This window comes from Segatella copri, from assembly GCF_003465495.1.
Taxonomy (GTDB): domain Bacteria; phylum Bacteroidota; class Bacteroidia; order Bacteroidales; family Bacteroidaceae; genus Prevotella; species Prevotella copri_G.
This window is the reverse complement of the sequence record NZ_QSAV01000002.1, coordinates 1-23,815: the sequence shown is the minus strand read 5'-3', so window position 1 is coordinate 23,815 and position 23,815 is coordinate 1. Positions and strand designations below refer to the sequence as shown.

General features: G+C 42.0%; 24 protein-coding genes. 5 read left to right on the top strand and 19 right to left on the bottom strand.

The features are described 5' to 3' along the window. Window positions 1–5: 5 nt before the first annotated feature. Both DWV53_RS00700 and DWV53_RS00695 read left to right on the top strand, forming a co-directional pair. Complete coding sequence (locus DWV53_RS00700) at window positions 6–2,291, top strand: RelA/SpoT family protein (protein ID WP_118150974.1); 2,286 nt, start codon at window positions 6–8, stop codon at window positions 2,289–2,291. 137 nt (window positions 2,292–2,428) lie between these two features. Further along, window positions 2,429–3,418 carry a pectinesterase family protein gene (locus DWV53_RS00695; RefSeq protein ID WP_118139814.1) on the top strand — a complete coding sequence of 330 codons (990 nt, stop codon included), beginning with the start codon at window positions 2,429–2,431 and terminating at the stop codon, window positions 3,416–3,418. Window positions 3,419–3,446: 28 nt separating this feature from the next. On the opposite strand, the gene DWV53_RS00690 is transcribed toward DWV53_RS00695, so the two are convergent. Further along, window positions 3,447–3,794, bottom strand: coding sequence for a MerR family transcriptional regulator (locus DWV53_RS00690; RefSeq protein WP_118150972.1), 348 nt, complete (start codon window positions 3,792–3,794; stop codon window positions 3,447–3,449). A gap of 177 nt (window positions 3,795–3,971) precedes the next feature. Between DWV53_RS00690 and alaS the strand changes: the two genes are divergently transcribed. Both alaS and DWV53_RS00680 read left to right on the top strand, forming a co-directional pair. After that, window positions 3,972–6,635 (top strand): alanine--tRNA ligase, encoded by a 2,664-nt coding sequence (gene alaS, locus DWV53_RS00685; protein WP_118150970.1) that lies wholly within the window; start codon window positions 3,972–3,974, stop codon window positions 6,633–6,635. A 171-nt stretch (window positions 6,636–6,806) separates the two neighbouring features. Beyond that, on the top strand, window positions 6,807–7,316 hold the full coding sequence (locus tag DWV53_RS00680; RefSeq protein WP_118150969.1) for a gamma carbonic anhydrase family protein: 510 nt from the start codon (window positions 6,807–6,809) through the stop codon (window positions 7,314–7,316). Between the two features lie 180 nt (window positions 7,317–7,496). Here the strand turns inward: DWV53_RS00680 and DWV53_RS00675 are convergent, their stop codons facing one another. The 17 genes from DWV53_RS00675 to DWV53_RS00605 all read right to left on the bottom strand — a co-directional run bounded on the left by DWV53_RS00675 (window position 7,497) and on the right by DWV53_RS00605 (window position 20,928). Beyond that, window positions 7,497–8,480 (bottom strand): helix-turn-helix transcriptional regulator, encoded by a 984-nt coding sequence (locus tag DWV53_RS00675; RefSeq protein ID WP_118150967.1) that lies wholly within the window; start codon window positions 8,478–8,480, stop codon window positions 7,497–7,499. A gap of 295 nt (window positions 8,481–8,775) precedes the next feature. Next, on the bottom strand, window positions 8,776–9,249 hold the full coding sequence (locus DWV53_RS00670; RefSeq protein ID WP_118150965.1) for a DIP1984 family protein: 474 nt from the start codon (window positions 9,247–9,249) through the stop codon (window positions 8,776–8,778). A gap of 55 nt (window positions 9,250–9,304) precedes the next feature. Further along, a complete protein-coding gene (locus DWV53_RS00665) occupies window positions 9,305–10,213 on the bottom strand; it encodes a hypothetical protein (protein WP_118150963.1) in 909 nt (302 codons plus the stop codon). After that, window positions 10,182–10,997: a hypothetical protein gene (locus DWV53_RS00660; protein WP_118150961.1), complete on the bottom strand. Its 816-nt coding sequence runs from the start codon at window positions 10,995–10,997 to the stop codon at window positions 10,182–10,184. Before DWV53_RS00660 ends, DWV53_RS00665 begins: the two co-directional genes overlap by 32 nt. Further along, window positions 10,960–11,727, bottom strand: coding sequence for a hypothetical protein (locus tag DWV53_RS00655; RefSeq protein WP_118150959.1), 768 nt, complete (start codon window positions 11,725–11,727; stop codon window positions 10,960–10,962). The genes DWV53_RS00660 and DWV53_RS00655 overlap by 38 nt, the downstream gene beginning before the upstream one ends. A gap of 72 nt (window positions 11,728–11,799) precedes the next feature. Continuing rightward, entirely contained in the window at window positions 11,800–12,426 is a 627-nt protein-coding gene (locus tag DWV53_RS00650) for a hypothetical protein (RefSeq protein ID WP_147468711.1), read from the bottom strand. A gap of 42 nt (window positions 12,427–12,468) precedes the next feature. Continuing rightward, on the bottom strand, window positions 12,469–12,798 hold the full coding sequence (locus tag DWV53_RS00645) for a hypothetical protein (RefSeq protein ID WP_118150956.1): 330 nt from the start codon (window positions 12,796–12,798) through the stop codon (window positions 12,469–12,471). After that, window positions 12,791–13,027, bottom strand: a complete 237-nt coding sequence (locus DWV53_RS00640) for a hypothetical protein (protein WP_118150954.1) — start codon at window positions 13,025–13,027, stop codon at window positions 12,791–12,793. The genes DWV53_RS00645 and DWV53_RS00640 overlap by 8 nt, the downstream gene beginning before the upstream one ends. Window positions 13,028–13,032: 5 nt before the next feature. Further along, a complete protein-coding gene (locus DWV53_RS00635) occupies window positions 13,033–13,617 on the bottom strand; it encodes a hypothetical protein (RefSeq protein ID WP_118150952.1) in 585 nt (194 codons plus the stop codon). 96 nt (window positions 13,618–13,713) lie between these two features. Further along, window positions 13,714–14,868, bottom strand: coding sequence for an AlbA family DNA-binding domain-containing protein (locus tag DWV53_RS00630; RefSeq protein ID WP_118150950.1), 1,155 nt, complete (start codon window positions 14,866–14,868; stop codon window positions 13,714–13,716). A 90-nt stretch (window positions 14,869–14,958) separates the two neighbouring features. After that, window positions 14,959–15,105, bottom strand: a complete 147-nt coding sequence (locus DWV53_RS15560; protein ID WP_181992369.1) for a hypothetical protein — start codon at window positions 15,103–15,105, stop codon at window positions 14,959–14,961. Window positions 15,106–15,130: 25 nt separating this feature from the next. After that, window positions 15,131–15,469: a hypothetical protein gene (locus DWV53_RS00625; protein WP_118150948.1), complete on the bottom strand. Its 339-nt coding sequence runs from the start codon at window positions 15,467–15,469 to the stop codon at window positions 15,131–15,133. 448 nt (window positions 15,470–15,917) lie between these two features. Next, window positions 15,918–17,864 (bottom strand): hypothetical protein, encoded by a 1,947-nt coding sequence (locus DWV53_RS00620; RefSeq protein ID WP_220431992.1) that lies wholly within the window; start codon window positions 17,862–17,864, stop codon window positions 15,918–15,920. A 55-nt stretch (window positions 17,865–17,919) separates the two neighbouring features. Further along, the gene (locus DWV53_RS00615; RefSeq protein WP_118150944.1) at window positions 17,920–19,038 is read right to left on the bottom strand and encodes a radical SAM protein; all 1,119 of its coding nucleotides are present in this window, start codon (window positions 19,036–19,038) and stop codon (window positions 17,920–17,922) included. 277 nt (window positions 19,039–19,315) lie between these two features. Further along, window positions 19,316–19,720, bottom strand: a complete 405-nt coding sequence (locus DWV53_RS00610) for a hypothetical protein (RefSeq protein WP_181992368.1) — start codon at window positions 19,718–19,720, stop codon at window positions 19,316–19,318. A gap of 237 nt (window positions 19,721–19,957) precedes the next feature. Further along, window positions 19,958–20,083, bottom strand: coding sequence for a hypothetical protein (locus tag DWV53_RS16025; RefSeq protein ID WP_259318877.1), 126 nt, complete (start codon window positions 20,081–20,083; stop codon window positions 19,958–19,960). A gap of 26 nt (window positions 20,084–20,109) precedes the next feature. Then, window positions 20,110–20,928, bottom strand: coding sequence for a hypothetical protein (locus DWV53_RS00605; protein ID WP_147468708.1), 819 nt, complete (start codon window positions 20,926–20,928; stop codon window positions 20,110–20,112). A gap of 733 nt (window positions 20,929–21,661) precedes the next feature. Between DWV53_RS00605 and DWV53_RS00595 the strand changes: the two genes are divergently transcribed. Continuing rightward, entirely contained in the window at window positions 21,662–21,973 is a 312-nt protein-coding gene (locus DWV53_RS00595; protein ID WP_118150936.1) for a HigA family addiction module antitoxin, read from the top strand. A gap of 91 nt (window positions 21,974–22,064) precedes the next feature. Here DWV53_RS00595 and DWV53_RS00590 read toward each other — a convergent pair whose 3' ends face one another. Then, entirely contained in the window at window positions 22,065–23,318 is a 1,254-nt protein-coding gene (locus DWV53_RS00590) for a DUF4421 family protein (RefSeq protein ID WP_118150934.1), read from the bottom strand. Window positions 23,319–23,815: the final 497 nt, after the last annotated feature.

Genomic DNA, 23,815 nt, shown 5'->3' with positions numbered 1-23,815 from the left:
CCACTATGGATGACCAGAACTTGAAAGACCTCGAAAGAGAGCAGGCTGATAACCAGTTGATTGGCGATGCCTTTCAACACCTGCTTGACACCTACCTGAGTTCGCGACACCGCAAGAAGGTAGATATAGTGACCAAGGCATTCAACTTCGCCAGACAGGCGCACAAAGGTGTGCGCCGCCTCTCGGGCGAACCATATATCATGCACCCTATCGCCGTGGCTCAGATAGCCTGCGAGGAGATGGGGCTCGGCTCAACGAGCATCTGTGCCGCACTGCTTCATGATGTGGTAGAAGATACCGACTACACAGTAGAAGATATCTCAAACATCTTTGGAGCCAAGGTGGCACAAATCGTTGATGGACTCACCAAGATCAGTGGTGGAATCTTCGGCGATAAGGCATCAGCACAGGCAGAAAACTTCAAAAAACTGTTGCTCACTATGAGCGATGACATCCGTGTTATCCTTATCAAGATTTGCGACCGCCTGCACAACATGCGCACGCTGGAATCGCAACCGGCCAACAAACAATACAAGATTGCGGGCGAAACCTTGTATATTTATGCACCTCTCGCCAACCGATTGGGCTTGAACAAAATCAAGACCGAACTCGAAGACCTCAGCTTCCGCTACGACCATCCACAGGAGTATGCCAATATTGAGCATAAACTTGCCGATACCGAATCGCAGCGAGATACCCTCTTCGAGAGTTTTACTGCACCTATCCGCGAAGAACTCGACAAGTTAGGCGTAGAATACAAAATCAAAGCACGTGTGAAGAGCCCTTATTCTATTTGGAACAAGATGCAGAACAAGCACGTTACCTTCGATGAGATTTACGACATTCTTGCTGTGCGCATCATCTTTACGCCAAAGGTGAGAGCAAACGAAGTAAACGAATGCTTCAATATCTACGTAGCCATCAGCAAAATCTACAAGAGCCATCCAGACCGTCTGCGCGACTGGTTGAACCATCCGAAAGCAAACGGTTATCAGGCACTCCACGTTACCCTAATGAGTAAGCAGGGAAGATGGATAGAAGTGCAGATCCGTTCCGACCGTATGGACGAGGTAGCAGAAAAGGGGTTTGCTGCCCACTGGAAATACAAAGAAGGAAACGAAGGTGAATATACAGAAGATGAGAACGAACTGAACGACTGGCTCAGCACCATCAAGGAGATTCTGGACGATCCGCAGCCGGATGCCATGGACTTCCTCGATGCCATCAAGCTGAACCTCTATGCTTCAGAAATCTTCGTCTTCACTCCAAAGGGAGAAATCAAGACGATGCCGGCAGGCTGTACTGCCCTCGACTTCGCCTTCCAGATTCATACCTTCCTGGGCAGCCACTGCATCGGAGCCAAGGTAAACCATAAGCTGGTTCCGCTGAGCCATAAGCTGCAAAGTGGCGACCAGGTTGAGATTCTTACTTCCAAGAGCCAGCATGTACAGGAAGAATGGGTAAACTTCGTCAGTTCAGCCAAAGCAAAGAGCAAGATTCTGGCCATCTTGCGCCGCGATTCACGAGAGGTTCAGAAGAAGGGAGAAAACATACTCACCGAATGGCTCAAGAAGAACAGCATCGAGATGAGTGCATCGGTGGTAGACCGCCTATGCGATTTTCATAATATCCAGAAGCCTGAAACCCTCTTCCAGTCATTGGGAGACCATCAGATTATCCTAGGCGATAAAGATTTCGATGAGTTGCAGGGCAAGCCTAAGAAACAACAGGCCAGCAGCTGGCGCAATTATATCCCATTCCTGGGCAAGAGCAAGGAGAAGGCTCAAGAAAAAGGCATCGTGAAGCCTCAGGATCTTTTCGTGGTGGGCAAAGACTTCAACAAAAAGAAGCCACTCATCCTGACCGAGGAGAATATCAACCAGTTTATCTTCCCTAGCTGCTGCCATGCGATTCCTGGCGATGACGTTATGGGCTTTATCGACAACAAGAACCGCATCGAAATCCATAAGCGCTCTTGCAGCATAGCAGCCAAACTGAAGTCCAGTTTCGGCAACCGCATCGTAGATGCCAAATGGGATATGCACAAGCAGATACTCTTCGATGCTACCATCGAAATCAAGGGTATCGACCGTAAGGGCATGCTGTTGGATGTAAGTAAGGTGATTAGTGACCAGTTAGGCATCAATATCCACAAGATAACAATCAGTAGTGATAACGGTATCTTCGACGGAACCATCGAACTCCGTGTTCACGACCGCGAAGAAGTTAAGACCATTATGAACCAACTCCGGAATATTGATGATCTGCAGGAAGTACAGAGAATCCTGTAACTTAGGAGTTTATGATAATAAAGAAAAGATAAATAATAGAGAATCGCCGGATTTTAAAATCCGGCGATTCTCTATGAAATCATACAGATTTCAACATCTTATAAAAACAGATTCAAAACAACAAGCTTAAAAACAATATGAAAAAATTATTCTTATCATTTTTAATGATGTTGACCCTGTTGCCTCTGGCAGCAGCCAACAAGTATGACAACCCCGACACGATTGTAGTATCCCGTGATGGTACCGGCGAATTCCGCACCATCGACGAAGCCATCGAAGTATGTCGTGCTTTCATGGATTACAGCAAGGTAATCTACGTAAAGAAAGGCGTATACAAGGAGAAACTCATCCTCCCTTCATGGCTCACCAACATCACCATCTGTGGTGAAGACCGTGATAACACTATCATCACATGGGACGATCATGCCAACATCAAGATGCCTGTAGGTGGACTCGATTCAGAAGCTGCTGTAAAGGGTAAACCGATGGGCACATTCCGCACTTATACCCTGAAGGTACAGGGCAGTTACATCACCCTGAAGAACATCACCATCGAGAACAATGCTGCCAAACTGGGACAGGCTGTCTCCCTGCATCTTGAAGGCGATCATATCCTGGTTCAGAACTGCCGTCTGCTGGGCAATCAGGATACCGTTTATACAGGTATAGCTAACAACCGTTCAGCCTTCTATGATTGCTACATCGAAGGAACCACCGATTTCATCTTTGGTCCGGGAAGAGCATGGTTTGAGAATTGTGAGATTCGCAGTAAGGCTAACAGCTACATCACAGCCGCCTCCAGTCCTGCCGGTCAGGAATATGGCTATGTATTCAACAAGTGCAAGCTTACCGCCGAACCGGGTGTAGACAAGGTTTATCTGGGCCGTCCATGGCGCCCTTATGCAGCTACCCTCTTCATGAATTGCGAAATGGGCAGCCACATCCGTCCAGAAGGATGGCACAACTGGGGCAAGCAGAGCAACGAACAGACAGCCCGCTACAGCGAATATAACAACCACGGTGCAGGTGCTGCAACCAAGGGTCGCGTAGCCTGGAGCCGCCAGCTCACCAAGAAAGAAGCAGCTAAAGTTACCATCAAGAATGTCTTCGGCGAAGAAGCGTGGTAACCCTAGCTAATCATAAAGTCCAAAGTTACTAAACCAGTCCATCGAGCTGCCTTTTGAGTTCTTTGAGCTGGTCTCTTACAGAAATAAGGGTGTCGAGAACTTCAGAAGATTTCTCGGCACCCGTTCTGTTTTGGTTCAGATACTTACGGGCAGCCGCAATCTTCAATCCCTTCACCTTGATAAGGTTGTAGATGAGCCTTACCTGCTCAATATCCTTATCGGTATACTGACGCACTTTATTGCCAGCAACCTTCGGTTTGAGAAAAGGGAACTCCTTTTCCCAATATCTCAACGTAGAGTCGTTTAGACCAAACATTTCACCTACTTCCTTGATAGAATAGTACAATTTCGTTGTTTTATCTGGAATTATTGCCATTTTTTCCGTCTTTAATTTCAAAAATAATTAATTTAGTTGCAAAATTAAACAATTCTTCTTATCTTTGCAAAGATTTTCGGAAGAAAATGCCCTTAAGGGCAAAAATATTTTCTGAGAGGACTCTCAATCCCCTCTCCAAAACAGGAAAAAGAAATTAAAGATAAATATAAAAAAGATATGATGACAGCTAATGAAGTGCGCGAATCCTTCAAGAAATTCTTCGAAGGTAAAGGCCACAAGATTGTTCCATCAGCACCTATGGTTATCAAGGATGACCCAACGCTGATGTTTACAAACGCTGGTATGAACCAGTGGAAAGACATCATCCTCGGTACAAAAGACCCAGGCAAGGATGTTCGTCGTGTTGATACTCAGAAATGTCTCCGTGTAAGCGGTAAGCATAATGACCTCGAAGAGGTGGGTCACGATACTTACCACCACACCATGTTCGAGATGCTCGGTAACTGGAGCTTCGGCGACTACTTTAAGGAGGGTGCCATTGATTTGGCATGGGAGTATCTTACTGAAGTTTTGAAACTCAACCCTGCCGATCTCTACGTTACCGTATTCGAGGGTAGCAAGGAGGAAGGTCTGGAACGCGACAACGAGGCTGCAGGTTACTGGGCTAAGCACGTGCCAGCCGACCACATCATCAACGGTAACAAGCACGACAACTTCTGGGAGATGGGCGAAACAGGTCCTTGCGGTCCTTGCTCAGAGATTCACGTGGATTCTCGTACTCCAGAGGAGAAGGCTCAGGTGCCAGGCCGTGAGTTGGTAAACAAGGATAACCCACAGGTCATCGAAATCTGGAACATCGTGTTCATGCAGTACAACCGCAAGGCTGACGGTTCTCTCGAACCACTCCCAATGCACGTTATCGATACAGGTATGGGCTTCGAGCGCTTGGTTCGCATGTTGCAGGACAAGCACTCTAACTATGATACTGATATCTTCCAGCCAATCATCAAGGAAATCGAGGCTATCTCTGGCAAGAAGTATGGCTTCACTACTCCTACAGGTGAGAATGGTGAGGGCAAGGATGAGCAGGAGAAGATCGACATCGCTATGCGTGTCTGCGCCGACCACCTCCGTGCCGTAGCCTTCTCTATCGCCGATGGTCAGTTGCCAAGCAATGCCAAGGCTGGTTACGTAATCCGCCGTATCTTGCGTCGTGCCGTACGTTACGCTTACACATTCCTCGGTCAGAAGCAGGCATTCATGTACAAGCTCGTCAATGTATTGGTAGAGCAGATGGGTGCAGCCTTCCCTGAGTTGCCAGCTCAGCAGGAGCTCATCACCCGCGTGATGAAAGAGGAAGAGGATTCATTCCTCCGCACCTTGGAGAAGGGTATCAACCTCCTCAATGGCGATATGGACGAGCTCAAGGCTCATGGCGAGACTCAGCTCGACGGCGTGAGCGCATTCCGCCTCTTCGATACCTATGGTTTCCCTCTCGACCTGACAGAGCTTATCTGCCGTGAGAAAGGTTACACCGTAGATGCTGCAGGCTTCGACGAGGAGATGAAGAAGCAGAAGGAACGTGCTCGCAATGCTGCTGCTGTAGAGAACGGCGACTGGGAGGTTTTGAAGGAAGGTGACCAGAACTTCGTAGGTTACGACTATACAGAATATGAGTGCCACATCCTGCGCTACCGCAAGGTGACTCAGAAGAAGAACTCTTTCTATGAGTTGGTACTCGACAACACTCCATTCTATGGTGAGATGGGTGGACAGGTTGGCGACAAGGGTGTGCTCGTAAGCGAGGATGAGACCATCCAGGTTATCGACACCAAGCGCGAGAACAACCAGAGCATCCACATCGTAAAGGAGTTGCCAAAGGATGTAAACGCTGACTTCATGGCTTGCGTAGATATCGAGAACCGCGAGGGAAGTGCAGCCAACCATACAGCTACCCACTTGCTCGACTACTGCCTGAAGCAGGTTTTGGGCGAGCACGTAGAGCAGAAGGGTTCTTATGTAGATAAGGATACATTGCGTTTCGACTTCTCTCACTTCCAGAAGGTAACTGATGAGGAGCTCCGCAAGGTAGAGCACATGGTAAACGAGATGATCCGTGCCGACTATCCATTGGATGAGCACCGCGATACTCCTATCGAGGAGGCTAAGGAGCTTGGCGCTATCGCCCTCTTCGGCGAGAAGTATGGCGACAAGGTTCGTGTGGTTCGCTTCGGTCCATCTGCTGAGTTCTGTGGTGGTATTCACGCCAAGAGCACTGGTAAGATTGGTTTCTTCAAGATTATCTCTGAGAGCAGCGTAGCAGCCGGTATCCGCCGTATCGAGGCTTTGACAGGCAAGGCATGCGAGGAGGCTATCTACGGCTTGCAGGATACCATCGTAGCCTTGAAGGGCTTGTTCAACAACGCCAAGGATCTCGAGGGTGTCATCAGAAAGTACATCGACGAGCACGATGCCTTGAAGAAGGATGTTGAGAAGTTCCAGGCTCAGGCTGTGGAGCGTGCCAAGGATAAGTTTGTAGAGAATGCAAAAGAAATCAATGGTGTGAAGGTTGTTACAGCCGTATTGCCAATGGAGCCAGCAGCTGCCAAGGATTTGGTATTCAAGGTTCGTGAGGCATTGCCAGAGAACATGATCTGCGTGGTAGGTTCTGTTTATAACGACAAGCCTATGCTCAGCGTAATGTTCAGCGATGATATGGTTAAGGATCACGGTTTGAACGCAGGTAAGATGATTCGCGAAGCTGCCAAGTTGATTCAGGGCGGCGGTGGCGGTCAGCCTCACTATGCTCAGGCTGGCGGTAAGAACAAGGACGGCTTGAGCGCTGCAGTAGATAAGGTTGTAGAGTTGGCTCAGCTGTAATTTGCTTCCACATTTGAATATATGATAGAGTTATCTTAACTCTTATATATAATAAGGTATAAAGGGTTGCAATCCATCTTTTCGAGGATTGCAACCCTTTTTCTGTAAAATGCTGCGTATGATTCCAATATTTTTGTTACCTTTGCACCCAAATTTAAATATATATTCAATATGGCTATTATAAAGACAGTAAAGGGAAAAAATCCTCAATGGGGAAAGAATTGTTTTATCGCTGAGAATGCCGTACTGACCGGCGACTGTATTCTTGGTGATGACTGCAGCATCTGGTATAGTGCGGTATTGCGCTCTGACGTGGATGCCATCAGATGTGGAAACAGAGTGAATGTACAGGATTGCGCCTGCATCCATCAAACCGGTACGATGCCTTGCATCCTGGAGGATGATGTATCTGTGGGACATGGTGCCATCGTCCACGGAGCCACAGTTAGGAAAGGTGCTCTCATCGGAATGAATGCCACTGTGCTTGATAAGGCTGATATTGGCGAAGGAGCTATTATTGCTGCAGGTGCTGTAGTAACCCATGGCACCAAGGTTCCTGCACATGAGATTTGGGCGGGAATTCCAGCCAAGAAGGTGAAAGCTTGCGCTCCCGGCCAAGCCGAGGAGTTTGCCAAGCATTATTCCGGCTACATCAAAGACTGGTATCTGAAGGAAGATTAATTGTTACAACGAGCATTTAATATCATTGAAACGATACCATCTATAAGTTATAAAAACTAAAAATATGGCAACTATTATTCGTCAATCATATATCGACAAGATAGAAAGGTATCTTGGTAAGGAGACTATCATCGTATCCTCAGATTGGGCACACAGTGTGTTCCCGATCTGAGGATTCTTTTACTCCTCCCCATTCAGACATTCGCCCGTCTCATAACTCTTCGTCATATTCTTTAAGATACCAATCATCTCCTGCCTCAGACTCTCAGGCTTCAGTACGATGAGGTTTCTGCCATGCCACAACAGTTCCTGAAGGAAATCACGGCTGGGGTGAATGGTGAGGGTATATTCCCGATACATTCCGTCTTTCGACTCCTTCACTTTCTGCTGACTCTCGTGCAGCGGAACCTCCTCGATGTAATTGTATTCCGGATAGAAGGCACGGATGCGGATTTTCTCCACCGGCACATCTTCCATCCGATAGATGCCAAAGCAATCTTCATAATAATTCTCTGGAGTCAGGAACTTCTTCATCTTTGCCGACAACGGATGCTTCTCGCAAATAAGCTTCAGAAAACTGATGCGGTCGAAAGGAAGAACCCTAATGAGTTTCCTCACATCTTCCTCTGCACTTGAATTGGCTTTCCCTTCGGACGCCGAACGTTGTTTCTTCACTCCCACAACGTACCACCGTTGTTTGAAGTATCTCACGAAAGCCGGTTGTAGCACGATATCGCTCTCTGCTCCGAAACCCGAAACGTATTTAAACTTCAGCAGATATTGCTTATCTATCGCAGCAAGAATATCATCCAGATATTCCGTGTTGTATGGCGGCGTATCGAGCATCACCTTGTTATGAAACTTCAGCATATCACCTAACGAAGCCAACCGCAGGGAACTCAGCATCCATTCCGTCACATCATCATTAGCGATCGGATCACGCTTCAGATAATACCGATAGCCGTCGCTCTTGTCGCATTCCACAGTAATGCCAAACTGCGACTGGATATTTTCACGATAACGATGAAAGGTACGTTTGTCCAGCTCAGCCTCATCCTGATTAGCGTTGGCATCACGCCACTCATTAGCAATCTCCTCAAAGGTAAGATGCTTACGATCCAAGAGGCCTATCAGCCAACTATAGAATTTTACACGATTGTTCATAATCTCTAAACATCTAATGAATATTTACAAGAAATGCCTAAAAAGAGGAGAAAAGATAGCCAACAAAATGGTAATGCTAAATGCTGACGTTTCTGACTTTTGTCATATACCAATGCGCGATACACTTGTGCCCGATGCTTGAAATGAACTGTGAACAAACTCGTCTCTTTGCATGAAACACATGAATTTTTAATAATGCTAACACAGACCTATTGCCTGATGTCAGCCTCTTGCTGCCTCTATCTTTTCTCCAAAAATTTTAATCTACTCAATGAAAATTTCAATCCTCGCTCCATTATCGGGGCAAGTCTTGCAAATCTACCAAATCTACAGTCCAGTTCAAACTCTGAATTTTCAGGTCGAGCTCCCGATACTGCTTGGCATAGGTATCAGCCTCCTTACGAAGAGCCTTTATATCTATGGTTCTAACATATTTCAGTTCGTTTCTGCCAAAGCGAGTATCGTTGGCAGCTACGTAGTTCACCACCTCTTTCAATGCCTTGACACGCATCGACAAGACGTCTCTCTTGGCTATCAATCGAGTCAAGGAGTCTCCGTCCTGAACTATCTGAACGTTGGTGATGTTAATACGATAAACCAGATCTTCCAACTGAACGAGTGCTTCGTCCAGTTCCTTGTACAGTTCCTCCACGTTATCGCAAGGCTCATCGCCCTCCTGTACCTTGGCGCTCTCCTTGATACGTTCTTTCAGTTGAGCCACTTTCTTCTGCAAGTCGGCTCTGATGCTCAATGCTTCTGCTAACTTCATAATCTTCTATTTTTTATATATGACGTTAAACTTCTTGTTTTATTATGTCAAGGTCTCATCCTTTTTGTGTTCTATCCAAGCAAGGCACATTCTCAGGCCAATGAGGATCAGTTTCATTTCCATCATCAGCATAACGAATATCTCGCTGTTCGGATATATTGCGGTCGTATTTCAGTTCCACGCTCACCGTGAAGTCATCCATACGAAGAATATCTGGCAGGCACCAAGGCTCATGAGTATGCAAGGCATGCATCGCATAACAGATACACAAATGGTCGTACGCCTTGTTGTGCAGATAGCCTTCCGCCCACGACGTGCCATCGTCGAGCGTATCAGTCAACTCTCTCAACGTATCCTCTTCGTTGTCGAAAAAGTTGGCAGACGCACCATTCACGATGGTATCCATCTTGCAATGTCCTGTACTGAGCAACTCATCTGTCAGATGAATCATATAGTCGAAGTCGGAACCGTAATAGTCATCATTCTCCAGATGCAAGACCGAGTCTTTGTCAGCATACTCGAATCGAAGCGTACTGTCCAAGTCGTAGCAGAAACGGTCGTCCACCTTGTATGGCGAACGGTAGAGCGTAAGCCAAAGGTTACGGCACTGCTCAAAACACTCCAAGGTGAGTTTGTAGAGTTTGTCGTTCAACTGGCTCAATCGTTCCACCTCGGCAGCAGTAGGATGAAGCATCATCTCGTCGAGCGTCACCTCACGAAGCCCGAGCAAATCGTCCAGCAAATCCCGCTCCGTATCACTGAAGTTACGGAAGAACCCATCTGGATTATTATCCTCCCGATTCACCACCTTCTTGATACGACGTTCCACATCTTGTATGATGGCACGCTTGTCCTCTATCGTTGACTTTTCTCTTATAAAGTCTAGAACTTTGAAGTAAGGATCAGTATTATGGCTACGGTCGTTCTCTACATCATCTATCAGTTTCATCCATTCCTTTTCCATTTTCTTCATGTATAAAAAACACGTTTCCTTTTTTCCATTGATACACCTCTCGCTCATATCTCAAGCTGACATCCGTCCAAAAATCATCCATACGGAGGATGTCTGGCAAAGAGTAATGCTCATGACTATGGAGCGAGTGAAGGAGATGGCAGATGCAAAATCTGTCGAAAGCCTGATTGTCGAGATAATCCAAATTCCAGTTGGTCCCATCATCAGCCACTAAAGATTCCCCATACGAATACCGCCCACTATCCCTAAAATTGCAATGAAAATGGAGCATATACTCGAAGTCTGAGCCATAATAGTCATCATTATCCATCTTGAGGACGGAATCCTCATCATTCCAACTGAAATCAACGTGCTCCTCCACATCATAATAATCCTCGTTTGCCATCAAGCTCGGTGAGTGCAACAAAGACTTCCAGAGGTTGCGACCTTGCGCAAAGGCATCCTTCGACAGTTCATGAAGTTTATCGTTCTGATGTCCCAAACGCTCAATTTCTTCCTCTGTAGGATTTAACATCATCACATTGAGAATCTTTACCCGAGTACTCCAAAGGGAATCAAGCACCTCCCGCTCCTGTTCGCTAAACTTACGGAAGCGGAAACTCTTGTCCGCATCATAACGGGCAATCATCTTGATGCGACGCTCTACTTCTTGTACAACTCTGCGCTTGTCATCATCCGACGCTTCGCCCACATACTCCATCAAAGCGAAGAAAGCCTCCGTTTCAAACGGATCTTTCTCAATTGTATCGATAAGTTGAATCCAATTTTCCTTCATCTTCACCTACGATTTCACCATTACTAACTTCTATTATCTTATCATCGCCAAAGCTTCCTCCCCGTATTTTGTAGGGAGAGTTTCGCTTCAACGTCTTCTCCAAATACTCCAGGTCCTTGGGACGGAGATGAGTGAGAGCGAAATCCACCTCATTCAGCTGCGACTGATTGCTCAAGGCAAGATGCTGGAGATTGTGACACATGAAGATGTCCAAGCGACGCAACTTGTCGTTCTTGCTCAAATTCAAAGACACCAAATCTTTGGCTCCGTCAATATGCAACTCCTCCAAGAGAGGATTGGCAGAGAAATCCAATTTCTCGTTTCTTATCTCGTGGAAGTCGATGAACTCCAGCAAAGGATTCTTGCTCACGTCGAGTTTCTCCTCGCCATACCCAGAATAGCCCAAGATACGCAAGTTAGGACATTCCGTGAGAATCACATCCAAGGTTTTCACCTCGAACATGCCACATCCATCAAATCCGATAATGGCATCCTCCTCTTCCGAACAGATGGTAATGGTGTAGTACATGCCCTTCTCCGGATAGGCATGACCTGCCTCCACCCAAGCCAACTTTTCGGAAGCAGGTTTCTGTTTACCTGTCACGACCTGTACCTTTCCATCGCCCCAAGCGATTCTTGCCTTGCTGCCTTTCTTCAGCATCAAGTGCAAGCCTACGGTCTCTCCCATTGTCCAGTCCAAAGTCTGGATATTGATTGTAATCTGTGCCATAATTCCTTGTTTTATGTTTACAGGTGCAAAGGTACAGGTTGGGTGTGTCAAATCGTGACGCAAGCGAGAAAATTATCTCAAAAATCTTTGTATCACCTTGTACCAATAGTCCCAGGAGTATCCTACGGAAGGATGATTCACCGCCATCACTTTCACCAGCTTGCCATTACTCAGAAGATAAGCACCTGTAGCAACAGGATAACCATCCACTACGATGTCGTCGCCATCTTGCCAGCCTACATTAGGAAGATTATTCCAAAGCCTCTTGCCCCATACGATGATATACTCAGGTTGGTACTTTTCGATGACCTCGAAGAAAGCCTTGCCAGCCTGGTGATATTGTTCGGCTGTGCCAGCCTCGCGAGGACCACCCATCGCCACTTGCAGATAGTTGAAGAAGATGACCGAGTTCCAAATCTTCAGCCTCATCGCTTGATTGGTCTCCTCACCCACTAACGAACGCTCAAACTTCAGGAAAGTCCGCATCCAGTTCTGCCGTTCCTTGTTCTCATTGAGATAATCATCAAGCACCTGCTGCGTAAAGTTCATACACTCGCTATGTAGCTGGCAGTCGCCACAATCCGTACAACTCTCATCACAATAATGGCTCTCGCCCAATATCATGATTCGCTTGCCGAATATCCCCCCGTAGGCATAATCCTTGCCAACGAAGGGTTGAAAGAAAATGTTGCTACTCATATTTTAGAATAATGAAACAATATTCATCGTATTTATATTTATTTATTCTTTATCACTACCTACAAATACCGATGCCTTCATAAAAGAGAAGGTTGCATCAACGAGCCAACCGATACAAGAGCCAACTGTAGCTATCCACCAGGCAACAAGATAACCAGTAGTACAATTGGTAGCCTTGAAAAGGACATCACCGTCAAAGAGATGCCTCACCAGATTAGGCAGGAAGAACAATCCATGCGCCAAACCAGCTTGCCATCCATACAATTCCGTACCATTGATGTTGACAAACAGTATCGCTGCCACCAATACAACTATCGGTCGCCAGGGCAAAAAGATGTAGACCATAGCTAGATACCCCAAAATTCTATCCATATCTTCTTTTATATTTTATATGTCTAAACACTAACCAACCATAAAAGCCACACATTACAGCCATGACATAGAACAAGAGGGAAACTAAATTCGACCATTTACCTTCCACACCCACAACATAGAATCTATCTTCTATATGTTTGGGCACCACATCTAGTGCTCCTATAGACAAACCCAAGAAACACAAGGCTAAAACTACAGCCAACACCAATCTTATCTTTACATTCATACCCCTTAGAACAATTGAAATCGTTTATACTCTTTTCTCCAATCTTCAAACTCTTTATCAGTAGGCTTACCAAAAGCTGGATACATCTTATCATATTCAATCTCCGTATGAGTAGGTTTCTCATTGAGATAATCCTTCAAGGAATCCTTCTGCACCTGAAATCGACTTGATTCTACGAAGATTAAACTTTTACAAATTCTCTTCTCAATTCTTTCCTCCATCCATTCTCTGCCATTGGTGAGAAAAGACATATACCAATATCTCATCTCAGCCCAAGCATTCCTTGTAGGGTGCGCTGTGCCATGAATGAAGTCACGATAAACAGAAAGCGAGAGACCGGTTAGCCAACAAACCTTGACAGAATCCCCCTTAGCCATTAGCGTCATGTCCGACAACATCTGTTGCATTGTCATCTTCTCCGACTTCCGCCAAAGCATTTGCTTTTCCATGTATTCATTTTTTTCAGCTTCTTTCTGCTTTTGCCAATAGCCATGAGGGTTCAAGAAGAACCAATAGCCAAATAACACTACCAGCATGGCACTCAATACCAATGCCAACCTACACACTCTTTTCTTGATATTCTTTTCCATAATTTCTATCTTTTATTTGTTATTACTCACAATACACTTACATAACCATTATATTTTTTAAGCGTTCAACTAAAAAGTCCTCCTTTCAAAAGGTTCTTATGCTACCTTTTTCTGGTAACACGTTAATACATAATTAATCAAATCAGCATTCTTCAATTGTTTTTTACCAGCATCTCCACGTACATATAGTTCACAGCCATTCAAAAGAATAATGCCACCCTCCCATTTAGGGATAGAGATTCGGCAGAACAACTTACCTTCAATCGTTTTGTACCAAATCATTTTGATTTGAGATACAAACGAATAATTGTCTATCGCTTGGCTCAGCTGATTCATGAAGTCAGCCTGAAAATCTGCACGATTTTCAAAAGGTGCCTCATTCAATAGTTCATCTTCAACACCACGTATTGTACCATCATTCCCTACTCCAACATACACATCACCCATCTCATGACTATTGCCAAATGCTACAATCTCTTTAAATATCTGCTGATTTTGGAAACTTCGTTCACTACGAAGAGGATTGGCACTGTGCATAAATGAGCTTTTAAATTCACGATGAAAGTTTTCTTGCTTTCCTAAATCTACCGAATTTACCCCCAGCAATGTTCCAAGGTATGCACTTTGCTCCTTTTCTGAGGACTTACTCTTCACATCCATAGCCTGAAGTATTGCATCTACAGTCAGTTCATTTTTTCTCAATTTGTCCGCAAACATGTTCCACAACTCATCAAGGGATACCGATTGATATAATTGAGCATCTTCGTATAAACTCTCTTTGCTCATCTTCTTCGCCTTAGCAGGAACCGATGGTTTTTGCAAAGGATTTGCTCTATGTTGATAGCTTGTACTTGGATAGATTTTTCCATCCTCCATTTCACGTAGTTTCAGAATCGTTCCAACGACTACATGTCCGTCAGAATCTATACACTCATTAGGCAATACCACAAAACTTGTGATACACCATTCAGGAACAATCCCCTCTTCACCATTATTCATATTTACATAACGCAAATATTTACCTGTTGATAAATTCTTAACCTCAATCACTTTAGCTTCAAAGCTTCTTTTTGTTGTTGCCATAATAGTTTTAATTAAATTGTTTAAATAATCAGATTGCTTCCGAAAGGCTCTTGCTTTAGAAAATTTCTGCTTTTGCAAATAGAATCGTGAAAACCGATTATCTTTCAACAAATATTTGTCCAAAGCTCGTAGCACAATCTGATTGTTTTGAATAATAATCTGATTCATAATCCATCATGATTTTACAAAGTAAACCTCAGGTTTATTTCGATGCTTCAGCCAAGACTTCCAACAGCTTGGCTGAAGCTTTTATGACACCTAATCATCTTCCATTCCATTGGGGAACATCATGTCAAGAGCATCTTGATTAGTATTCTCCGTCACTTCTTCCCAATTCTCAGGATTGTTCTCATAATCCTCGTACTCTTCTTCCGAGAGATCAAAAATTGTTCTATCGTCACTCATTGTTTTGTGAAATTAAAGGTTTATACTAAAGTTTACCCAAATCAGAGATAGCCTTTGCCTTAAGTTTCTTTGACCAAGGTCCTTTCTCGATTTTCCTTCTAATAGTTTCTTTGGTTTCACCATTCTTATAGAGTTTCTTAATTACTGCCTTAAACAAGGCATCAAAGCCAAACTCTGTTAAAGCTGAAGTTATCGCACCAGCCAACAACAAGAAGGCAATTCCACCAAGCATTCCCCCAGGACCAAGCAGCGCCAACGCTGCTGTTATTGCTGCTGCACCACTCAATCCTGTCATAGAGATTGCTACCATTAACATTATACCAGGTACTCCTAGACCTGCAATTTTATTAACTATTCTATCCATTTTCTTATATTTTTATGGATTAATAAACTTTGGAAGCAAATTTGCATAAACGCAGGCAGGCTTCCTTACTACCTTTTGTTCCTTGCTGGTTGTGGAAAGACCTGGGGGAAACAAAAGAATAGCAGGAAGCCTAATATCTTTAGTATTGACTTACAAAACTAATCATCTTCAGTATCCGCCCTTATCAAATTTCCACATTCGCAAGGTGTGAAGAATCAACTTCATAATTGAAATGAGATTTGCTATGTCACCATAATTAATTCAAATTTAATAGTTTATTACTTGAAGTCATTCAAACTGCCTATAGGCTATCATAGAACCACTTCGTTAACTAACTCTGGTGCAAAAGTATAAAAAACAAATAAGCGTAGCAAATTTCTAAAGAACTTGCCACGCTTATTATCCACACAATTTTCTAACTGTTTAACTATCAAATACTTATAATTATTTATTTTTTTATTCTTTCAAAAGCATCTTCAAAATCTGCCTTTTTTGAAGAATTAATGCATAATTCTATTAACTTGACCTGAACCTCCAATTTAGAACTTATTAATTCTTTTTTAGTTTTAGAATATGACACTTTATCCACATATGTATGCCCGAAGAGACACTTTATCACCGCCCCTCTTTTCCCTTTATAATTACTCAATATTTTATCATATACTCCACGACAAAACATATTGAAACATTTTTTAAGCCCGAAACCACTCTTATAGACTATCGTTTTATTAGGTTCTATTGATAGTAAGCCACATCTATATGCATTATTTATGACCCTTGTAAGTTGCCCAACAATATATTTATTTGCGTCAATCTTTTCTTCTACCAACTGCTTAATTTGTTTCTCCATTGCAAGCTGTTGCGTTCCTGTCTCAATGACCTTATGCTCTAATTCTACCTTATCATAACTACTAACATTTAATTTTGAAGGAATAAGGCTTGCCAACCTACGATTAGATATACGACGATCTTTACCCTCTATTATAACTTGACAATTATCTTTTGGGGTATTGAATAATTTTATATAAAGATAAGCTTCATTCCCTATAGCCTTTGATTTTATTGTACAAAGTCTATTAGAATCCTTTAGAATACCAAGGTATCTATTATCATTTTCTTCACTACTTTTCATTATTATCATAGAAAAGCTCCCTTTATCTAACTTTCCATCAAATAAGTGTTTGAAGAAAGCCTCGGAAACAGGATGTTCCTCACCTATATAAACGACAAAGCCTTTCGCCAGCACATTTTCATCGATAAAAGTTTTACTACGTAATCCATCAAAGGAAAGACCAGTAAACGCTAACAAGTCCTTCTCCTCATATTTCTTTAAGGAATAATGAGAACAATCTTGTGGATAAAGACCAACAAGAGGACGCACCTGCATATCACGATAAGGCTGTAACTGCACATTAGAATAAACAATATCATCTTTATAATGCAGGATGTTATAAGGTACATTCTCCAAGACCTGGTTAATACCTAACTGCTCTTGAATTCGACTAACCAAATAGCTCAACACATCCGAATCCCAAGCAAAACACTCAACAAATTCCAACATATTCTTCAAATCATCAGAAAGAACTGAAAGTTGAGTAAGTAAAGCCAAATCTTCTTCTGTCTTGAACATATTCCATCTAAGAAGCCTTAATACAACTTGCTCTGTCGAAAGCTCCCCTATACGTCCATACTTTTGTTCAAAAGTCTTAGTAAATTGAATAATAGCCGTATCTGTCTTCTGCGACTTTTTTTCATTATACACAAATCTGAACATACTCTTGGTTGGAACACCTAGATCATCAACCAACTGTAAGTTTCTTCCTGTAGGCATTTTTCCTTCCTTTATTTTTCGTAACAGAAGATTCTTTATATCTTTATGCCATACAATTACGAGCTTAGGTTTCAGGTCATGCAGAACATCCAAAAAAGCCTTAAAATCATCATCCTCTTTTTTAGACAACGCCTCTTCTACCCCATACATACTTGTATGAGTAAGGCTCATCTTTGTAAAATGTTGAATGTAATTATAGAAAGCAAGATGGTTCCAATATTTTCTTTGCTCATCTGGTTCCATACAATCTTGTGTTCCCGTTATATATAGCAAGAACTCCTTAAAACATTCATAGCCAGGGAAATGCTCTAAATAACAGTTGAAAGCTTCATAGGTAGTATATCGCAAATCATATTGCACAGTCCCATCAACCTCACTCACAGCCCAGTCGCAATTTTTATCATATTCTTTACTATTACAATTTACGACACAGTCCTCATAGTGTTCACAGCCTTCATTTGGGCACCAGTGATTGATACCAACAACCAAAGTTCCCCCTTCTTTCCACTCCTCGGTTATTCTTGGATTGAAAAGATACTTCGGAGTCTTATGACCTTTACCCATACACTTCTTTAACATATCATTATAGAAGCTAGAAGACTGACTATCTATATACGTTCTATCCATTTATCAAATTCTCCTCTATTAGTTTTATCATTGGATACCATTTCTGTATTGCCTGCATCTTACTCACATCATGAAGTGTAGGGGATTCTAATTTCATAATACGTGCATACTCGTACTTAAATAGAACCACAAAGACTATCTTTTGATAACCACACAATGATGTATCTCGACGAGAAACAGAACCACGCATGATATAATTCTCGGCATAACAAGTCTTGCATATATTGATGAAAGGGCAATGAATACAACATTCTTCTTTATGCTCATTGTCTTCCTTCATCTCTATATGTTCTAATTCACTTGATTTTTTTTCACCACAAACAGACGGAAAACACATATGGCATGGATAATATTTTCTTGTCTGAAAGTCGAAAGCTCGACAATTACCTATGTTACATAGAGCCGTAAAACTTTCGTCTGCCAAAGTCCACGATATGTCATAACTAAAGAACTCGCAAGGTACTATAGTTGGATTATCCAAATAAAACTGAGCCAAATTCAACATTTGGTGATAAAACTCCTTTTCCAAATGACATTTTTTCCAATCTGTCATTAAAGAAAAACGAGAATATATTTGATTGAAGCCTTGCGAATGTAAGTACTTTACATTTTCAGCAACATATAACAACGTTGCTGGTGTGATAACCATATTAAGCCTAACATCCTTCCAGGTCTGAACAAAAAAATCCAAATCAATCTTATCAAAAGAATTAGAGCGATTTATATTATGAGATTTTCTGTTACCATCTAAGCTCAGTTTCAAAGTTATCTTATCTCGATTCTCATACAACCATCTCTTTATTTCACCATGAATCAGCGTACCATTAGTTGTCACACTAAAATGATAATATTCGGGAAATTGTTTCTTCCAAAGAGTTTCACATAATTGTTTTATCTTAGGGAACACTAAAAAAGGTTCACCTCCATGAAGCTTTATCTTAGTTCCATGTTCAGTTTTCTCCATCAACATTTTTTCCAAGATAGAGACCGCTTCATCTACATCAAATTCTATATCATTCTTATTCTTCTCAAAACAATACACACAATTAAGGTTACAACTAAAATTAGTTGAAACATATATTCTCCTACTATATTCTAATGCCGTATTCATGATAGAGATTTTAGTTTAGCTAACACTTAGGTCCATAAAATCGTTCAACTTTATAGACCTACCATGTTATATTTCATTTAACCATACCATTGACCACAAGCCTTTATAATATTAGGCTTTGCATCATGTGGATTAACTCTTGTCTGGTTCTTCTCCAGCCACAACGTTACAGCATCTTGCTGAATCTCCATTCCGCTTTTCATCTTACTAACGCAAGTGGAAAACATTTTTCTACTACTTTTGTCAAACATAATTTTTACTTTTTAAAAAAACACTTTTATTTTGCTGCATATCCTATAGCTTGCCATACAGTATAGATATGTGTTCCTCCCTTTGGACCTTCTTCCTCACCAGTGTCACTACGCCATCTTAGATTAACAATATGAGTACATCCTAAGTATTTAGCCATTGTTTTGATTTCTTCTTCCGCATCATATCTATCTCTGTAAAAACTAGATGATATTTTTTGCACTTTTGTCAGACTACGATAGCGCTCTCCATTATAGTTATTTGATACAAGCTCTATATCATCATTATCCGCATCTATAGCACGTCTCATATTAGCTACTTTTTTTTCATAAACTCCAGCACATTCCTTACATAATTCATAAAAAAGATGAATACTAAAATAAGAAAATTGAATTGGTTCAGGATATGAAAATGAAGGTTCAATCTTCATCAACAACTTACATGCATAATCATCATAGTTAACTTTAACTCTGCATTTTTTGCACATCGGCTTACCACAATTATTACACTTGTGCTCTGAAAAGAAGCCTAAATCTTTATGACAATAATAACATTTCATTTGCTGTACATTTAGTTAAATTACAAAAACAATTAATAGCACTAGAACTTCTCATTCTACACATTAGCTTACCGTCTTAATTCTTGCCCTTTAAAAAAGAACAAGTTTTTGTCATTTACCTTTTCTCAATACTTTAGCTGCTCCTGCTACGGCTATAATTGTACCTGCTACAGCACCTACGAAATGTACACCCTCTTTGATGCCATTCCAAACTTTTGTTTTTGTTTCCTTTTCCATTTTAAATTCTATTTTAAGTTATGCATTTATTTTTCCTCATGCAATTTCTTTAACTCCTCAACCTGCTCACTAATACGTTCTTGCAAAGCAAGCCATTCATCCTTACTATCCTCATGCTCACAATACTTAATTGCATTTGCGATACAACTCTTGACAGCATAGGAGTAATGAGAGAGCTGAGACTCGGAAAGACTTTCCAACTCATTCTTATGGATGGTCAAAGCATAGAAGAGAGCATTGTAGATGCTTGCAGCTTTTTCAAAGTAAGCATCATCTACGTCCATTTCATTTCTCTTATAGAAATCATCCCAAAGAGCCAAAGCTTTCTTTGCATCATTCACCTTCGAGTCGGTAATAATCTTCTCTGGTGTACGTAACTCTTGTATCTTCTCATCCACTTCATTGAAATCATGTACAAATGCGAATTTTGCTTTCAGTTGTTCAAGTTCATCCTTGTAAGTTTCAAGTAAAGAGGAAAGATAATCAGCATCAACATCCTCTTCATTCTCTATCAGGGAAATGAGCTCGGTTATCTCAGCTTGCGCTGCGTTTGCATCAATCGAACTTAACTCCCCAATACTATTCATTGCATTCAAGCCTTTCAATATAAGACTTGCCTTTAATGAATTGTATTGAAAGCCTTTCACGACCTCATACTGCGTATAGAATTTGTCCAACACACTAAGAGCTTCATCTAATCCTTCATTATCAAGAGTCTCAAATGTCTTTTCCTGCAATATCGCAACTGCCGCAGAATAGAGACATCCCTCTTCTGTTTCCTCGTTTTCCTGTTCGAGTTCAGCTTGCGATTCCAACAGAGTTTCTTGCTTAAAATCTTTACTCATAAGCATTCCGTATTTAAGTTATTGTCCATATAGAAAAAGAATGGTGCGAACTCCTACATATCACACTTTCTTGTAAGTTAGGCTCTGGTAAAACCCGTAGAAAAGAAAATATGAAAGAGGAATCCACACCATATACTGGTGTAGACTCGCTCAAACAATAACTTCCGTTCATTCTACGTTCAAATTTACCAGATTTCAACTTACTGAACTGTATTGTCTGCACGTGTCCACAAGATTTTCTTGCTTCTTTGCATGGTAGCCACTTCATACAAGTATAAAAACTTGCCCAGTCGCATACCGATTGCAAATATAGAAAAAATTCGGATAACATCCAAACATTTCCGAAGTTTTCTTTGCGGATTCCCCTATTTTTCTTCATATCATTCTTTTTTTAGTTCATAAAACAATATATTTCGGGGCAAAAGTAATAAGAATTATTGAATAAAACAAGTCCATAATGGTCCACAAAGTAAAAAAGTTCATTTATGAGGTATGACATAACAATATAAGATAAAAATCCCTAAAAATATTCGCAAATATAGTGAATACTAATAATATAGTATTACCTTTGCATAAAATAAGCTGCACCTCAGCATAACAATCAAGCAATCTTGTTGTTCTGCGTTCGGTTTGCATTATTTTTGCATAAGAAAAGCTGCACTCGGCAATTTGAAAGCAAGCTTTCATTGCTCTCGTTTGCATTATTTTTGCAACCAACAAAACATATAGGATTATGAAAACGACATTGGATGGTTTTTACCCAACTCACCCTGGTGAGGTTTTGAAAGATGAATTAGAGGAGCGTGGCATTTCGCAAAGAAAATTTGCGGAAAGCATTGGTATGGGATATTCCGTACTTAACGAAATTCTGAATGGCAAACGTCCTGTTACCACAAATTCAGCTCTGATGTTTGAGGCTGCATTGGATATTCCTGCCGATTCTCTCCTGAAACTGCAGATGAAATACAATATGCATACTGCCCGGAAAGATAATGCTTTGGTTGAAAAGCTCAAGCAGATTCGCAGAGTTGCAGCCATGTTATAAAAAAAGAAATGCGTCCGCACAATACGGCCGCATTTCTGTTTTTGTAAAGTTACCACACAACAACTGATATGCAATTTGCTATAGAATATTCCTAGAACCTGAATCCGAAGAACATTCTTACTCGCCATTTATTTCTCTTCACCTGAAGATGATCCTCGTCTCCGGCTACTGAGAAATTATAAACAGCAGTGGCGCCGGCAAACTTGTTGCGCCAGGAATACACGGCTGCACCTCTACCGGTAATGATGGCAGACGGGAAATGATACTTCATGCTGTTTTTAACAGTTGGGATTTCTATATCACTACTCCCCTCTTCTGCTTCAGCCCTCATCTTGGTATAGTCGTGGGAATATACCGTGATGGTTGGCAAGGCTGACAGATGGAACAGCAGATGAGAAGATGGAACGAGATTATATCCATAGCCCGCACCGAGTGCCAACTCGTTAAGGCGGATAGTCATCCCCTTCACCTTCGTCTTGGAACCATCAAAACTGGCGCCTACCATCCAACTTCCGGCACTTCGCTTCTGAATGTAGCTCTGGCTGAAGGCTGCCGGGAAGGAGAACTTGCGATAGTTGAAGGCATAATAGAAATTAAGATTCAGAGCCTTCTGCGAGATTTCTCCCTTATGGATATCTATCTCGCTACCTCCCATTTCCTGATGACCATGGAATGTCTTGGACGAGAGATAGACCACATCAAAGCCATAGCGGTTGCTATAGGAATTGAGGTTGAACTCATAGTCCTGATTCTTGCCAGCCAGCTTGGCTGGGTTCACAGCCAATCCAAGTCCCAATCCCCGGTAAGCCACTGCCATAGAGAGGGTTCCACGGCAGTCTGCCATCACCTTGGTATGCGTTTCCGTTCCATCCGTCTTCGCTGTAGTTTCCAAATCAGCTCCCGAAAGATTGCCTCTCAGTTTAATGGTCCATCGGGCATTTGGACGGGAGATGTAGGTAGTATCATACTTTATCTTGTAATAATTGGCTGCCAACAGTGAATCTCCTCTGAACAATTGGCGGTCGTATAGGCTCAATCGTCTTTGAATCTTGGCATAATGCTTCATGAACCTTTGCTTTTTCTTCTCACTCATTTTGCTCTTACCCAATTCTGCCATGAGAAGAGAGTCGCCCCATTGGAGCATACGTCCCCTATCAGCAGACTGTCGCAACTGGAGTCGCAGGCTATCTGCCATCATCAGTAGTTCTTTCAGCTTCTTTCGAGGTTTCCTGTTCTGTCCGTTCTGGGCAATGGCAGGAGCAAGTATTCCCATAGGAAATACCACCACAAGAAATGATGCTTTCACCATCACCATTGACCCAGTTTTCATTTTTCGTCTATTCATCTTATTTATCTTTCTTTCCTATTCCGGTACAAAAGTACGGCAAAACTTCGAAACAGAAAAGGAAAAAGCAAAAAAAAATAAGAAATGAGGAAAGAAAAGATCAAAAGAATTGATTTTTCGTAGAACTTTAAAAGAAGATAAAAATCAGTATCCGAAACTGTGGTTTCGGAAACACAATCACCTCCCAAACAAATAAAAAAAAACTTAAATCAGCAAACAAACAAGCTGATATTCAAGCATTTTTATTATCTTTGCATTCGAAACCACCATTTCCGAAACAGCGGTTTCGAAAAATAACATCAAAAAGAAACTGTAAAATTATAGACTAAACTTTCGCATGTGGTTCAAGTACGGGCTGAAGGCCCAAAAGCTCCTAGACCAGGGTGTGTGGGGACATGATGTTCTTCTGATGCCTGGGGCGTGTGGTGCTTACATGCGAAACTTGAGTTTTTTAAAAATTGCTCAGATTCTTAATGATTTCCAAAGGTAGCTGGGTA